The 14,971-nt window shown below is 42.1% G+C and carries 12 protein-coding genes; 11 read left to right on the plus strand and 1 reads right to left on the minus strand.

Features of this window, described 5'->3' with window-relative positions:
- Positions 1-24 precede the first annotated feature (24 nt).
- The 7 genes from EJ103_RS06405 (at position 25) to EJ103_RS06435 (ending at position 8,319) form a co-directional block, all read left to right on the plus strand.
- On the plus strand, positions 25-1,350 hold the full coding sequence (locus tag EJ103_RS06405) for an OprD family outer membrane porin (protein WP_126006566.1): 1,326 nt from the start codon (positions 25-27) through the stop codon (positions 1,348-1,350).
- A gap of 189 nt (positions 1,351-1,539) precedes the next feature.
- Positions 1,540-1,722, plus strand: coding sequence for a hypothetical protein (locus EJ103_RS06410; RefSeq protein WP_054983681.1), 183 nt, complete (start codon positions 1,540-1,542; stop codon positions 1,720-1,722).
- A 42-nt stretch (positions 1,723-1,764) separates the two neighbouring features.
- Positions 1,765-2,868: a 4-oxalomesaconate tautomerase gene (locus EJ103_RS06415; RefSeq protein ID WP_126006567.1), complete on the plus strand. Its 1,104-nt coding sequence runs from the start codon at positions 1,765-1,767 to the stop codon at positions 2,866-2,868.
- Positions 2,869-3,200: 332 nt separating this feature from the next.
- Positions 3,201-4,313 carry a tripartite tricarboxylate transporter substrate-binding protein gene (locus EJ103_RS06420; RefSeq protein WP_126006569.1) on the plus strand — a complete coding sequence of 371 codons (1,113 nt, stop codon included), beginning with the start codon at positions 3,201-3,203 and terminating at the stop codon, positions 4,311-4,313.
- A 74-nt stretch (positions 4,314-4,387) separates the two neighbouring features.
- Positions 4,388-6,376, plus strand: coding sequence for a tripartite tricarboxylate transporter permease (locus tag EJ103_RS06425; RefSeq protein ID WP_126006571.1), 1,989 nt, complete (start codon positions 4,388-4,390; stop codon positions 6,374-6,376).
- Between the two features lie 84 nt (positions 6,377-6,460).
- Positions 6,461-7,324: a universal stress protein gene (locus EJ103_RS06430; protein WP_126006573.1), complete on the plus strand. Its 864-nt coding sequence runs from the start codon at positions 6,461-6,463 to the stop codon at positions 7,322-7,324.
- A gap of 125 nt (positions 7,325-7,449) precedes the next feature.
- The gene (locus EJ103_RS06435; protein ID WP_126006575.1) at positions 7,450-8,319 is read left to right on the plus strand and encodes an alpha/beta hydrolase; all 870 of its coding nucleotides are present in this window, start codon (positions 7,450-7,452) and stop codon (positions 8,317-8,319) included.
- A 55-nt stretch (positions 8,320-8,374) separates the two neighbouring features.
- On the opposite strand, the gene EJ103_RS06440 is transcribed toward EJ103_RS06435, so the two are convergent.
- Entirely contained in the window at positions 8,375-8,767 is a 393-nt protein-coding gene (locus EJ103_RS06440; RefSeq protein ID WP_004588808.1) for a DUF2750 domain-containing protein, read from the minus strand.
- 415 nt (positions 8,768-9,182) lie between these two features.
- Here EJ103_RS06440 and EJ103_RS06445 point away from each other — a divergent pair, with 415 nt between their 5' ends.
- The 4 genes from EJ103_RS06445 (at position 9,183) to EJ103_RS06460 (ending at position 14,968) form a co-directional block, all read left to right on the plus strand.
- The gene (locus EJ103_RS06445; protein ID WP_126006577.1) at positions 9,183-10,226 is read left to right on the plus strand and encodes an alkene reductase; all 1,044 of its coding nucleotides are present in this window, start codon (positions 9,183-9,185) and stop codon (positions 10,224-10,226) included.
- Positions 10,227-10,422: 196 nt separating this feature from the next.
- Positions 10,423-12,696: a TonB-dependent receptor gene (locus tag EJ103_RS06450; RefSeq protein WP_126006578.1), complete on the plus strand. Its 2,274-nt coding sequence runs from the start codon at positions 10,423-10,425 to the stop codon at positions 12,694-12,696.
- An 86-nt stretch (positions 12,697-12,782) separates the two neighbouring features.
- On the plus strand, positions 12,783-13,910 hold the full coding sequence (locus EJ103_RS06455) for an alkaline phosphatase family protein (RefSeq protein ID WP_126006580.1): 1,128 nt from the start codon (positions 12,783-12,785) through the stop codon (positions 13,908-13,910).
- Positions 13,907-14,968 (plus strand): alkaline phosphatase D family protein, encoded by a 1,062-nt coding sequence (locus tag EJ103_RS06460; protein WP_126006582.1) that lies wholly within the window; start codon positions 13,907-13,909, stop codon positions 14,966-14,968. Before EJ103_RS06455 ends, EJ103_RS06460 begins: the two co-directional genes overlap by 4 nt.
- Positions 14,969-14,971: the final 3 nt, after the last annotated feature.

A 14,971-nucleotide genomic window follows, 5' to 3' on the forward strand; every position in this document is an offset into this window, starting at 1 on the left:
TTAAACAAGGTAGCGGAGACAACTATGGCTCAACAGTTCTCTAAAATATTTGCAGTAACAGGCGCAGTATTAACTTGTGTTTCTATTCCTTCGTACGCTTCTTTTAATGGGTTTACAGAGCAAGACGAATTTAATATTAAGCTAAGGTCAATCTACTTTGACCGCGATTACGATAACGACGCCAGCGACGACTCAACGTTTGCACAAGGCATAGAGCTCAATTATCAATCGGGCTATTTTAATGACTTAATTAGCATGGGTGTCTCTACTTATACGGTACTTAATTACAACTCAACCGGCAGCGCACAAAATAATATTTTACCCGCAGGGGATGAAAAAGGCGGCGTTGACGATAGTTTTTCTAAATTTGGCCAATATTTTATCGACGTTAAACTTGGCGACAATGGCCATGTAAAAATAGGCGGGCAAAAAACCAAAAGCATGCTGTTAAAAAGCTCGGGTAGCCGCGCAATTCCCAATACTTTTAGAGGCGTATTTGGTGACTACAAGTTTGGCAATACCAAAGTATATGGTTACGCCTACGATAAATGGAGCCGCCGCCACGATGACAAGTGGGAAGATTTTTCTACCGATCAGTCAGATAACGGCGCGATTAGTGTTATTTGGGGTGTGGGCGCAAGCTACAAAAAAGATGCGCTAAAAATAGACGCAGAATATTTAAACTCTCATGACTACTTATCAAAGCTTGGGCTTAAAGGCAGCTACGCTATTAAGCTCGATCACAGTAAGTTAACCCTTTCAAGTGGCGTATTTACCTCACAAGACGATGGCGATTTATTTGTAACCGGCGCAGAGGGTGGCGATTTAGATGATGAAGATGCACTCGGTGCGGTTTCAGGCGTTACTAAAAGTGAAAACGATGGTTTTGCCTATTACCTAGATGCCAATTGGAAAAAAGATATTTGGACACTAGGCGCCGCATTTACCAAAGTGAACGATGCTTGGATTGAAGATAACTTTAGCGGCGATCACGGGACTAACCCGTTTCCCACGCGCTCATTAATTGGTGCCGATTTAACAAACCAAAATGAGTCAACTTGGCAGGCTCGCTTAGGTGTTGACCTAAAAGCAGTGACACCGGGTTTAACCACAAAATTTTATTACACCAGCGGCAGCGATGCAGAAAATTCAAGCTTAGGTAAAGCAGGTGGCACAGCCGATGAAAAATACTGGGCCATTGATACACGCTACAAAGTAGCGGCTGTAAAAGGCTTAAGCCTACGTTGGTTATTTTTAGATTACACCACAGATGAAACCGGCAGTGTTGATGGTGTAAAAGGAGATAGAGCAGATCACCGTGTATATGTAGATTACACCATTAAGTTTTAAACGTCCCTTCGATTGGCTTTTAACGCGCAGCATGAAAATGCTGCGCGTTTTTTAATGTTTAAAAGTTATTTTTTAATCAATTTTTATTTCGTGACAGGTTAGTGACAGTTTGGCTCCTTACTCTTAAAAAAAGGGCAACGTTTTGATAACGACGTTACTTGTTTTTAATTGCATTGAAAGGGCGAAACGATGAACTCAACACACGCTACACCTCAGTTAAAACCTACGCCGAGAGCCATTCACTTTCGTGCAAATAGCCAACAAACAGCCACGGCTGCTAGTGCAACAAGTAATACTAATTTTGCCCCTCAATCTTTGCAAAGTAAGCAAGAGCAAGTGCAAGAGTGCGTGGTTATTTTAAGTAATAACTAACCCGTTACTGCTCATTTAAATTGATTTAGAAGCTGGATTATTATGACTATTCAAAAAAAAATACCTTGTGTCATTATGCGCGGCGGAACGTCTCGCGGGACTTATTTTTTAGCCAACGATTTACCGAGAGAGTGGGATAAACGCAAAGAAATTTTAACTGCAGCAATGGGCTCAGGCGACCCGCTGCAAGTAAATGGCGTAGGTGGAGGAAACTCACTAACCAGTAAAGCGGCCATTATTTCACGCTCAACCGACCCCGATGCAGACATTGATTACTTATTTGCGCAAGTTGCCATTGAGCAAAATGAAGTCGATATAACCCCTTCGTGTGGCAATATTTTATCTGGTGCAGCACCTCTGGCAATTGAATACGGACTGGTTACTGCAAACGACGGTGAAACAACGGTACGGGTTAAAAATGTAAATACCAATACCCTGATTGAAGTTGTGGTACAAACGCCTTACGGCTTTGTAGAGTACGAAGGCGATGCCACCATTGATGGCGTACCGGGCTCTGGGGCGCCTATTTTACTTAAGTTTTTTGATGTGTGTGGCACTAAAACCGGTGAATTACTGCCTACTGGCTCTGTACGCGATACCTTTGATGGCGTAGAAGTAAGTTGTGTCGATGCTGCCATGCCAATGGTACTAATACCTGCACCATCACTGGGTGTAAAAGGCTCTGAAACTAAACAAGAGCTTGATGCAAATACAGAGTTACTGCAAAAAATAGAAAGCATTCGCCTGCAGGCGTCACTAAAAATGGGCCTTGGCGATGCAACCGGAAAAGTCATTCCTAAAGTCGGTTTACTGTCGGTGCCGCAATTTGGCGGTACGATAACTTCGCGCTACTTTGTGCCGCAAAACTGCCATACCAGCCATTCTGTTACTGGGGCAATTTGCGTGAGTGTTAGTTGCATGTTGCCAGGCAGTGTGGCGTACGACTTAATTACCCCACAAAGCTCAGAGCAGCAAAATATAGTGGTTGAACACCCAAGCGGTAAAATAGATTTACTCCTTGAGGGGCGCTTTGAAAACGACACGCTAGATATAAAGTCGGCGGGGTTAATGCGCACAGCCAGAATGTTATTTAAAGGTGAAGTACACATACCTGCAAAAGTATGGGATGAAAGCAAAATAGCTTAACTTATACCAATGGGCAAAATAGCTCACTTAATTAAGCGAATTGGTGTTAAGCCTTAGTAAACCAACCGAAAATGCGATAGCAGATTGTCTGTTATCGCTTTTTTTATGCTTTAAATAAATAAAACTAAATTTATTTTTATTTAAAAACAATGGTTTATAAATAATTTTAAATTAATGGATAGTTTGGCATCGATGACAGGTAGATGACAGTTTCGGCTATTAGTCTAGCTGTTGTTAACTTCTTTTAACGAAATACTTTCATCTACGTAATAGATGCAATGACGTTATTAGGACCTATTTAAATAATTGCAGCGAATAACAGAGGTCAAATTATGAAGATTAAATTAAGTACTTTTGCACCTAATCGACTAAAAGCAATGCTTGTTGTGTTAGCAGCAAGCACTTGTATCAGCTCAGCTTATGCAAACAATAACGACGAAGTAAGCTTTGATGGTGAGCGAGTAGAGTGGGTTGTGCCTTTTAAAGAAGGTGGCGGCTCTGATACATGGGCACGTTTTTTTGGTCCGCGTTTTTCTCAGCATTTAAATGGTAAACCTGTGGTTGTAGTTAAAAACATTCCAGGTGGTGGCTCTACCAAAGGTGCTAACCGCTTTGAGCGCCGCGCTATAGCAAATGGCTTAAATGTATTTAGTACTTCTGCCTCTACACAAATCCCTTACTTACTTGGCGACTCACGCGTTAGATACGAAGTAAAGCGTTGGAACGTAATTATGGCCACACCGACAGGTGCGGTGGTATATGTGCGCCCAGAGCTGGGTATTAAAAACGCATCAGAGCTTGCCAAATTGCAGGGTCAAAAACTTAAATTTGGTAGCCAACGCGCCGCGTCAATGGACCTGGTTGGGTTATTAGCCTTCGACATGCTTGATTTAGACATTCATGCCATTTTTGGTATGAAAGGCCGTGGCAGTGCGCGTTTATCGTTTGAACGTGGCGAGGTGGATATCGACTTTCAAACTACCTCTGCCTACTTAAAAAAAGTACAGCCGCTAGTTGATGAAGGTAAAGCGATTCCGCTTATGTCGTTTGGCGTACTTAATAAAGAAGGCAAAATTGTACGCGACCCAACGTTTCCTGACTTACCACACGTAGGCGAAGTATACGAAATGATCCATGGTAAAAAGCCAACAGGCGTTGAATACAACGTATGGAAAACCTTTTTTGTAGCCGGTTTTGCCGCGCAAAAAGGACTGTTTTTACCTAAAGGCACCCCAGATGACGTTATTGCAGAGTGGCGCAATGCAGCACAGCGCGTCATTGATCAAGACAATTTTAAAGAAGAGTCTGAATTAGTACTTGGCCAATACCCACAACTTGTAAACGAAGATGCAGTAAACACACTGAGTTCAGCACTGACAATTTCTGAAACTGACAAAAAATGGGTAAGAAATTACCTAACCGAAAACTACAACGCGCGTTTTTAAAAACCCATGTTGATTTGTTGTACACACAGTGGCTCGCATTTAGTGAGCCACTTTTTTAATCTAAGGAGAGCAGTATGTTAGATGCATTTTTAATTGCGCTACAAACTATTCTTACCCCCACACACTTAATGTATTTATGCGGCGGCGTTTTTTTAGGCTTGCTGATTGGTATTTTTCCGGGTTTAGGCGGCATAGCGGGTTTATCGTTATTACTGCCATTTTTATATGGTATGGACCCAATTTCAGCGCTTGCTATGCTTATTGGCCTAGTGGCGGTTATTCCAACCTCTGACACCTTCACCTCTGTATTAATGGGTATTCCAGGCTCCAGTGGCTCACAAGCCACAGTGCTTGACGGCTTCCCACTGTCTAAAAAGGGCCAAGCAGCGCGTGCGCTTTCAGCAGCGTTTGCTTCGTCATTATTTGGTGGTCTTTTTGGCGCCATTATTTTAACGCTGTTTGTACTGATTGCCCGCCCCGTTATTTTAGCGTTTGGCTCGGCCGAATTATTTATGCTTACTTTGCTAGGTTTAAGCATGGTGGGTGTATTGGCCGGTAACAGCCTAGTAAAAGGCTTAAGCGCATGTGGCTTAGGTTTATGTTTAGGCTCACTTGGCGGTGCTCCTGCAACCGGTGAATACCGCATGGTATTTGATAACGGTTACCTTATGGATGGGATTCCGTTAGTGGTTGTTGGTTTAGGTATATTTGCATTACCAGAAATTATCGATTTACTGCGTCAAAACCGCTCTATTTCAGAAGCTTCTGAGCTGGGTAGTGGATGGTTTGAAGGCGTAAAAGATGTTGTTAAAAACAAATGGCTAGCTACGCGCTGTGCTGCCATTGGCTGTGTTGTTGGCGCACTACCTGGCCTAGGTGGCAGCGTAGTTGATTGGATCTCTTATGGTCATGCAGTGCAAACCTCTAAAGACACCGAAAACTTTGGTAAAGGCGACATACGCGGTGTTATTGCCCCTGAGTCATCAAATAATGCCAAAGAAGGCGGTGGCTTAATTCCTACCTTATTATTTGGTATTCCAGGTTCTGGCAGCATGGCTGTATTTTTAGGTGGTATGGTATTAATTGGCTTAGAGCCAGGCCCTGCGATGATCACCACTGACCTTGATGTTACTTACACCATTGTATGGTCACTGGCACTTGCTAATGTAATTGGCGCGGGTGCGTGTTTACTAATTTCTAAATGGGTAGCAAAGGTAACAACTATTCCTTACACGCTCATGGCACCATTTATGGTTATGGTGATCTTTTTTGCGGCGTTTCAGGCAACCCGTGATTTAGGTGATTTAGTCGCACTTATTGGCATTGGTATTTTAGGCGTATTAATGAAGCGCTTTGGATGGCCACGACCGGCATTTTTAATTGGTTTTGTACTGGCAAGCGGCATGGAAACTTACCTTTATCAAGCTATTCAGTTTGACGGTATAGAGTTTTTATTAAAACCGGGTGTGATTATTATTGGTGCATTAACCGCGCTTTCTATTTTCTTTGCAGCACGCCACTCTATTAAGGCTGCTAAAAAAGAAAAAGCCAATAAAAATACGGCTAATGCTGAGGTAAAACCAACTAACCTTAAACCACAAATCGCGTTTTCTGGCTTTGTTTGTTTAGTGTTTGCATACGGTTTGTATGACTCGTTCCAACGCACATTCTTAGGTGGAGTATTTCCTGCTGTGGTGTGCTCGTTCATGTTAATACTCTCTGCGGTTGTGCTGATCAAGCTGCTACTTAATAAAGTAGACGATGCTGTAAATTACGATAATGAGGTCTCTGCGGGGTATGTAAACGACTCAAGTGTGACTGGCCTTTGGCATTATGTATTTTGGCTGTGTGGCTTATTAGCTGGGTGTTTTTTACTGGGCTATGTGATTTCTATAGCGTTGTTTTTCATAATATTTTTACTTGTAAAAGCACGTATATCAATTGCTAGAACATTAACACTGACAGTGTGTGCGTTAGCATTCTTACTTACTTTATCGCACTTTATGGTATTAGATTTACCAAGCGGTTACCTACAAGAAGTGGCAAGCTTTACGCAGCTGTAAACGCCGCCGTGCTAAGCAAAACAAGCAGCGCTTAGCACGGTTTACATTCGCTCTAAAAGGCACTGGCTTAAGAAGGATATAATTATGATTTCACCTAAGCTTATTTTAATGCCGCTTTCTACAAGTGGGCATGTAACAGAGCGCTTAAAAGGGGGCTTAGCCGTTGCTAAGTATTTTAATGCGCACCTTGATGTTTATCACACGCACTTAGACCCAAAACGCTTTTTGCCAACAGGGCAGCTTGGCTTACCAACTAAATTGGTAAAAGAGTTAGACTCTGTAGCAGGGCGCTTTGCAACAACCGAATCGGCAAATTTAAAAACCGAATTTGTTAGTTTATGTGCCCAGCATCAAGTTAAATACACTGACGACAGCGCAGAGCATCCCACGCACCCAAGCGCTTCATGGCATATTAATATAGGTGTGCGCAGCGAAATAATTGCAGAGCAAGGCAAAGTCGCTGATTTAATTATTATTCCGCAGTCTAAAAGTGGTAAATCAACCTCGACCTTTGAGGCATCGGTAATGCGAAGTGGTAAACCTATATTATTGGTACCACGGCAAATGACCCACTTTGATATAAAAACAGTGGTGATTGGTTGGAACGCCAGTACCGAGGTATCGCGCGCGCTCACTTATAGTTTACCGCTTTTAAAACAAGCTAAAAAGGTTGTTATTTGCACCAGCGCAAGCAGCGCCGATAAAATGCCAAACGGCCATGAAGTGGTTAAATATTTAGCCCAGCACGATATTAAAAGTGAGTTTGTAACATTTAATAATGGCAGGCAATCGACCGCTAAAGCGTTTATGTCGGTAGCACAAATGCATAACGCTGATCTAGTGGTGATGGGCGCATTTACTCACAGGCGAATCCATGAGCAAATTTTTGGTGGTATGACTAACTACATGCTAGCAAACACCACCTTGCCAATACTTATGGCGCGATAACACTTAAAGCTTAAAAACGAAATTTTACCCAAAAGCCGATATTTACGTTCAATATCGGCTTTTTATTAAAGCTCAATGTGATAAAACTAACCATTACAATAATAAAAATTAATGGGTAGCAGCCTATGTATACGCTTTCGCAGTGGCAATCAAACGGGCAGTTTATTGATATAAATGCCAAGCAGATTTTTACTCAAACAGCGGGGAATGCTAATAACCCCGCGCTCCTTTTGATACACGGCTTTCCTAGTGCAAGCTGGGACTGGGAAGGTATGTGGGATGAGCTCAAAAAACACTACTTTTTAGTTACACTTGATATGCTGGGTTTTGGCCTTTCGGATAAACCAATAAATGCGGCTTATAACATTACAGAGCAAGCTGATTTATACACGCAATTTTTAAAGCGTTTAAATATTACCAATGTACACCTATTAGCTCATGATTATGGCGATACCGTGGCTCAAGAGCTATTAGCAAGGCAAGTTGCTGCTCAAAGCGACATACGCATACACAGTGTATGTTTTTTAAATGGCGGGTTATTTCCACACATACATAAACCTTTATTTATCCAAAAGCTGCTACTTTCAAAACTTGGTTGGCTAGTACCTAAGCTAATGAGCAAACAAAAGTTTGCTAAAAATTTAATCACTATTTTTGGCAAAAACACGCCACCAGCCCCTATGGTAATTGATACCCTTTGGGCGTTGTTAATTTATAACAAGGGTTTACGTGTGATGCCCAAGCTAATTAAATATATTACACAGCGAAAACAAAACGAACAGCGCTGGGTTGGGGCAATGATTAATAGCGATATACCGGTTACGTTTATTGCAGGTGAGCAAGACCCAATATCGGGTAAACACATGCTTGAGCACTATAAAAAAACAATACCTAATGCGCGCGTACAAGGGTTTGGTGAGCTTGGGCACTATCCACAAATAGAAGATGCCAAGGCTATAACTGAGGCTTATTTAAATTTTAGAAAGCAGATATAAAAAACGCGGCTATTTTAGGCCGCGTTTATAAACTAAATAACGTGATGCTGGCTACTTAGTACTTTCTTTTTTTAGGGATTTTTAACTGGCTTTCAAATTCATCAGGAAAAAGCACCGTGCCGTCGTCCTCTTCGGTAGGGAACACCGCAATCAGTAAGTCGTCTTCTTCAAGGCCGGGTGTCCAGCGGCTAAACCAATCTTTAGTCGGAATGGCTTTTGGTGTACAGCCTTCCCATTCGCCCGTGGCCCAAGCTTGTGCAAAATCGCGGGTTGGCCACACTGGTACACAGTCGTCATCTTCGTTGGCAAGCATTACGCAGCCATCATCATCGTTTAAAATCCATACTTGTTTGTACTGTTGTACGGTTTCAAACATAAAAGCGAGTCGTTTTTTTGCCCCTAGCCCTAAAATTACGGTTTGTTCTTCAGTCGCATTTGCAGTTGTCATAATTGGCTCACTCTTTATTGCTTCAAATTTGAATCTTACTGTTACAAGTATATCGAGTTATGTGACAGTGTGTTGAAAAATTATTATTTAACCTGAACTCTGGATAATAAATCTATCTCTAGCAGCTATTTTAAGTGCTAACTGCGTTGAATTTACTTGCAATAGGCTAGCTATGGACGCGTAAATTCGCCTTGTTTTTACTGAAAATCTCTGGCTAGAGATAAAATAAGCTTAACTATCATCATGATAAAATATGTTAGTAAATCTCTTAACCAGAGTTCAGGTTATTTAATTTTGTAATTCAGATCTGTTTTGGTACTCCCTGAGTATATTTTGAGCGAGCATTCAAAATTACCCTTGAATGTTGTTAAAAAGGCCGCATCTCATATGCATACTCTTAATGAAGGATTTAACAATGACCACAGATTTACTGGCCCCGTATACATTAAACGACTCACTTGAACTTAAAAATCGCGTTTTTATGGCGCCTTTAACCCGTTGTATGGCTGATGATAATTTAGTACCCACGCAAGATATGGTCGAATATTATGCGCGCCGTGCCGATGCCGGCTTAATTATTAGCGAAGCCACTATTATTCGCCCAGATGCACAAGGCTACCCAAATACACCGGGGTTATTTACCAGCGAGCAAATTCAAGGCTGGAAAAAAGTAACCGACGCCGTACATGCAAACGGCGGTAAAATGTTTGCACAGCTTTGGCATGTTGGGCGTGTTGCTCACCCCCACTTTTTTGACGGCGAAGTATTAGCGCCATCGGCAATTGGTGTTGAAGGCTCTGTACCACGTATGCGCGAGCTGACGTACATTACGCCAAAAGCGGCCACCAAAGAGGATATTAATTCACTGATAGCAGACTTTGCTAAAGCGGCCGAAAACGCCATTGAAGCTGGTTTTGATGGTGTAGAAATTCATGGCGCAAATGGTTATTTAATTGATCAGTTTTTACATTACGCTGCAAATGAGCGCACAGATGAATATGGCCAAACACCTGAAAATATGGCGCGTTTTGCAATAGAAGTGACCGATGCGGTTATTAATGCAGTAGGTAATGAGCGTACGGCAATTAGGTTATCGCCAGGTGCTTATTTTAATATGGAAGAGGATAAGCGTGATAAAGCGGTATTTGATTATTTATTAGCGCAGCTAGATGACAAAAAACTGGCTTACATTCATGGCGGTATTTTTGATGACAGCACTCAATTTGACTCTTTAGAAGGTAAAACAACCTCGCAGTATTTGCGCGCTAACACTAAAACCAGCCTTGTAGGGGTAGGTAGCTATAGTTTTGATGATGCAAAACAAGCAATAAATAATGGCCAGTTTGATTTAATTGCGATTGGTCGTCCATTTATTGCTAATCCAGATTACATTAGTAAAGTGGCTAATAATGAAGAACTTGTTACTTATAGTGACGAGATGTTAGCTAAACTATTCTAATGAATTAGTGTTTATATATAAATCAGCCTAGGTTTTTGTGCTTAGGCTGACTTACAAATGACATAACAAAGCCATAAAAACCCCACATTTTTTTAACACCCCTGTAAATAAACTTCATTTTTGTTGTCATAATTCGAAATCATACTGTGCCCGCTTTCATAATTACTTTAGATAATTAAAACCAAACGGGATCACAATGTACGCTTTAACTAATAAATCGATTTTGAGCATGGCAATTGCTATGGCTGTATCAACGTCAGCTTATGCGAATGACAACGAAATAGAAGAAATAACCGTTACTGCAAAACCAACCAGTTACGCAAATAATGTGATTGAGCCTGCAATGCTTGATCAACAAACAACGGTTTCGAGTGTGTTATCGGTTATCGATAACTTACCTGGCATTAGCATAAACGAAGGCGATGCATTTGGTGGCGATGACTGGTCTACCACAATTACTATGCGTGGTTTTAGTATTGACTCAAACCAGCAGCAATTAGGGATGACCGTTGATGGTATTCCTAACGGTGGCTCAAACTATGGTGGTGGCGCTAAAGCAAACCGTTACCTAGACACTGAAAATTTAGCCACTGTAGAAGTAGGCCAAGGCACCTCAGATATTAAATCGGCATCGCTTGAGGCACTAGGCGGTACATTTAACTTTGTAAGTAAAGCGCCAAGCCTTGAAAGCAGCACCACGTTTGCTTACACCTCGGGTAGTCACGATGCGACCCGCTTTTACGTTAAGCACGAAACGGGTACTTTATTTGATAATACACAAGCGTATGTAAGTTACTCGCAAACTGATACTAGCCGCTGGATTGGCTCGGGTAGCAATGGCGGAAAAGATAACCAACACGCAGAGCTTAAATTTGTAACAACGCTTGCTGATTTAACAATTACAGGGCGTTTATCTTACGATGATGTAAGCGAGACTAACTACAACAGTGTAAGTCTTGCGCAATTTGAACAAACGCCAGAGTGGGATCAGTTAACGTGGAACTGGACAGGCGTTCCACATTACGACCAAATGTTTGCTGAGGGCTGGGGTACACTGCGTGAAAATACACTAGCGTATTTAAAGTTTGAGTATGCGCTTTCGCCAACATCGCTTATTACAGTGAGCCCTTATTATCATAAAAACTCGGGCCGTGGCGATTGGATCCCACCGTATTTAACTACTCCAGTAGATGAAAACGGCAACCCAACCACAGAGGGCGGTACTAACGCAGGCTCTTACGGTTTTGTAGATAGCGCAGGTAACGCACTGGCACCAAACGAAGGGTGTACGGCAAGTTTAAGCTGGCCGTGGGAGTCGGGCCCTGGTTTAAACCCTGCGTGTTACGATGATACGGCAATACCTGTAATGTCGTATCGTCATACGCATTACAAAAAAGACCGCTTAGGGGTTACTGCCAACTACCAAGCTACATTTGGCATGCACGACATAGAAGCCGGTTTTTGGTATGAGCAAAGCGACCGTGACGAGTCGCGCGATTGGCACAAAGTAATTAATGCCAGCATTTACCACCACTTTGATAGCACGCCATACTGGACCCAGTATAAAAACACTTTTGAGACAGACACCCTTAAATGGTACGCGCAGGATTCAATGGCCCTTGGCGATTTCACGCTTAACGTGGGTGTTAAAAAGTACCTTGTTGATATTGAAAAGTACGACCATTATCAAAATGCCACAACCGCTAAAGTTAATAGCGACTCTGATGTGCTATTTAGTGGCGGTATTTTGTATCAATTAAATAACTCAACCGAGCTATTTACCAGCTACAGCGAAAACTTTGCAGCTATTAAAGACGGGGTGCTTGAGCGCGACAGCTCTGATTTATCAGCCATTGAAGCTGAAACCGCTGAAAACATCGATTTAGGTGTACGTTATCAAAATAACGCGTTAAACCTGACCGCAACAGCGTATTCAATCGAATTTGATAACCGTATTACGTTCATTGCCCCAGGTAGTGACACTGGCGGTATTGATTACACCATAGGTACTAATGGCTCTTACTTAAACGTAGGGGGTATTGAATCGCAAGGTTTAGAGCTGTCGGCAAGTTACATGCTAAGCCCACAATGGAGTGTATATAGCTCGTACACGAATAATGACTCAGAGTACAAAGGCGATGCACCCGGGTTTGAAGCCGGTGAAAAAGTAATAGACTCAGTAGATGACTTATTTGTGCTATCGACCGATTACTTTAGCGGTGATTTCCGCTTTGGTTTATCGGCTAAATACACCGGTGAGCGTGGCGAAGTTGATGGCTATACCGTGGTTGATTTAAACGCAGGTTACGCAACCGATATAAACGCAGGACCATTTAAAACTATTGATGTTGCCTTTGTTGTTTATAACGTTACCGATAAAAGCTATTTAGCGGGTGGCACGGGCAATGGCAGCACTTACTTTATTGGTGCACCACGTACAGCAGCACTGACGTTATCGGCTACGTTTTAATAGCCATAATGTACAGTAAATAATTAAAAGCCCATCTTTGATGGGCTTTTTGTTAAATGTACACAGTAATTAGGTACACAGTAATTATGAACTCAATTATAAAAGCCACGGTATTTAGCATCATTGTATTAATCAGCAATACCGCAAGCGCAGCGCAAAATGTAGTGCTAGTGACCCTTGATGGTGTGCGCTGGCAAGAGGTGTTTAGCGGCGCAGATAAAAACCTCATTAATAATGCCGATTTTGTTAAAAACCCAACGCAATTAAATAAGCAATTTTGGGCGCCTACCGCCAATAAGCGCCAGCAATTACTCATGCCATTTTTAACTCAGCATGTGGCTAAAAATGGCGTAATTGTAGGTGATAGAGCAAAAGGCTCTAATATGTCGCTGAGCAACCCTTGGTATTTTTCATACCCTGGGTATAACGAAATTCTCACCGGCGAAGTAGATGAAAAAATTAATAGCAACAATAAAGTATTAAACGCGAATAAAACCATTTTAGAGCGCCTAGATGAGCGTGCAGACTTTAAAGGCAAAACCGCTTTGTTTGGGAGTTGGGATGTATTTCCTTACATTGTGAATACTCAGCGTAGTAACGTGTATGTGAATGCGGGTTTTATGCCCATAGAAAACGATTTATTTGCTGATGCTAAGCTTTTAAACGCGTTGCAAAATGAAATTCCAAGCCCATGGGAAAACGTACGCTTAGACAGTTTTACTTACCGATTTGCTAAAGCGTATATGCTGGCAAAAACGCCGCGCTTATTAGTTATTAGCTTAGGTGAAACCGATGACTTTGCGCACGATGGCCATTACGACCAGTATTTAAAATCTGCAAGGCAAAGCGATGCGTTTATAAAAGACTTATGGAGCACAATTCAAACTACACCGGGCTATAAAAACAATACAACGCTTATTGTTACGACCGACCACGGCCGCGGAAGCAGTGCAAGTGACTGGCAACATCATAGCTCTAAACGTGCGTTGGCTGAGCTGCATTTAGCGGGTAATAAATTTCCTGAGGGCATTGTCGGCTCTGAGCATATTTGGCTTGCTGCCATTGGCCCTACAATAAAAGGGCACGGTTTAATTACAACACAAAATGAGCTTAAACAGGCACAGGTTGCAGCCACTGTTTTAAGCGCATTGGGTATAAACCCAAAACACCTAAATTCAAACATGGCACCGCCAATAAGTGAGATTTTAAAATGAAGCAGTTAGTAAAACCTATTACACACGCCGTATTAGCATTAGGGTTAGCGTTTAGCGCAAACGTTATGGCAGCCCCTTCAAAAATTTTATTTGGCTCGTGTGGGCATCAAGATAAAGACATCCCAATATTTGACACCATTAATAAAGAGCAGGGCGATTTATTTATATTTTTAGGTGACAATATTTACGGCGACACCAACGATATGACGGTACTTGCCAATAAATACCAAAAATTAGGTGCAAAACCAGGCTTTAAAACACTAAAAGCGAATACGCCAATCATTGCGATGTGGGACGATCACGACTTTGGTCAAAACGATATTGGTAAAGACTACCCACATAAAGAGCAATCTCGCCAAATTATGCTCGATTTTTGGGGCGAGCCAAAAAGCTCACCCCGACGCACCCGCACGGATGGTATTTACACGTCGTATATGTATGGTGAGGATGAGCAAACCGTACACGTAATAATGCCCGACTTACGCTGGAACCGTGATGCGCTTAACCACGTAAGCGAGCTTGAATATTACACTAAGCGTAAGCTTAATAACCAAGGCCCGTATAGCCCAACAGAAGTGAAAGGCGCCTCTATGCTAGGTGAGGCGCAGTGGCAATGGCTTGAGCAAGAGCTTAAAAAGCCTGCGGCTATAAAGCTAATTGCTTCAAGCTTGCAGTTATTACCCGATTTTACAGGGTGGGAGTCGTGGGCTAATTTCCCAGAGGATCGTAACCGTTTATTTGCGTTAATTAAAAAGCATCAAGTGAATGGGGTTATTATCATCAGTGGCGATACGCACTGGGGCGAAATATCAAAGTATCAACAAAACCTTGATTACCCTTTAATAGAAATGACCAGCTCAGGGCTCACTGAAAAGTGGAAAGACGTAAGCCCAAATAAACACCGTGTAGGTGATTACACCCACAATGTGAATTACGGCGATTTAAGCATAGATTGGCAACAAGCAGATCCGGCCATCTCACTCAAGCTTAAAGGGATAGATGGTAAAGTGATTATGCAAAGCGCATTTAGCTTATCAAGCATTAGCCCTTATAAATAAAAT

This window comes from Pseudoalteromonas sp. Xi13 (assembly GCF_003952205.1).
Taxonomy (GTDB): Bacteria; Pseudomonadota; Gammaproteobacteria; order Enterobacterales; family Alteromonadaceae; genus Pseudoalteromonas; species Pseudoalteromonas atlantica.

What these genes read in the sequence shown, in the direction of transcription:
- EJ103_RS06405 (WP_126006566.1), top strand. Translation starts at nt 25, where the DNA reads ATGGCTCAACAGTTCTCTAAAATATTTGCAGTAACAGGCGCAGTATTA.
- EJ103_RS06410 (WP_054983681.1), top strand. Translation starts at nt 1,540, where the DNA reads ATGAACTCAACACACGCTACACCTCAGTTAAAACCTACGCCGAGAGCC.
- EJ103_RS06415 (WP_126006567.1), top strand. Translation starts at nt 1,765, where the DNA reads ATGACTATTCAAAAAAAAATACCTTGTGTCATTATGCGCGGCGGAACG.
- EJ103_RS06420 (WP_126006569.1), top strand. Translation starts at nt 3,201, where the DNA reads ATGAAGATTAAATTAAGTACTTTTGCACCTAATCGACTAAAAGCAATG.
- EJ103_RS06425 (WP_126006571.1), top strand. Translation starts at nt 4,388, where the DNA reads ATGTTAGATGCATTTTTAATTGCGCTACAAACTATTCTTACCCCCACA.
- EJ103_RS06430 (WP_126006573.1), top strand. Translation starts at nt 6,461, where the DNA reads ATGATTTCACCTAAGCTTATTTTAATGCCGCTTTCTACAAGTGGGCAT.
- EJ103_RS06435 (WP_126006575.1), top strand. Translation starts at nt 7,450, where the DNA reads ATGTATACGCTTTCGCAGTGGCAATCAAACGGGCAGTTTATTGATATA.
- EJ103_RS06440 (WP_004588808.1), bottom strand. Translation starts at nt 8,767, where the DNA reads ATGACAACTGCAAATGCGACTGAAGAACAAACCGTAATTTTAGGGCTA.
- EJ103_RS06445 (WP_126006577.1), top strand. Translation starts at nt 9,183, where the DNA reads ATGACCACAGATTTACTGGCCCCGTATACATTAAACGACTCACTTGAA.
- EJ103_RS06450 (WP_126006578.1), top strand. Translation starts at nt 10,423, where the DNA reads ATGTACGCTTTAACTAATAAATCGATTTTGAGCATGGCAATTGCTATG.
- EJ103_RS06455 (WP_126006580.1), top strand. Translation starts at nt 12,783, where the DNA reads ATGAACTCAATTATAAAAGCCACGGTATTTAGCATCATTGTATTAATC.
- EJ103_RS06460 (WP_126006582.1), top strand. Translation starts at nt 13,907, where the DNA reads ATGAAGCAGTTAGTAAAACCTATTACACACGCCGTATTAGCATTAGGG.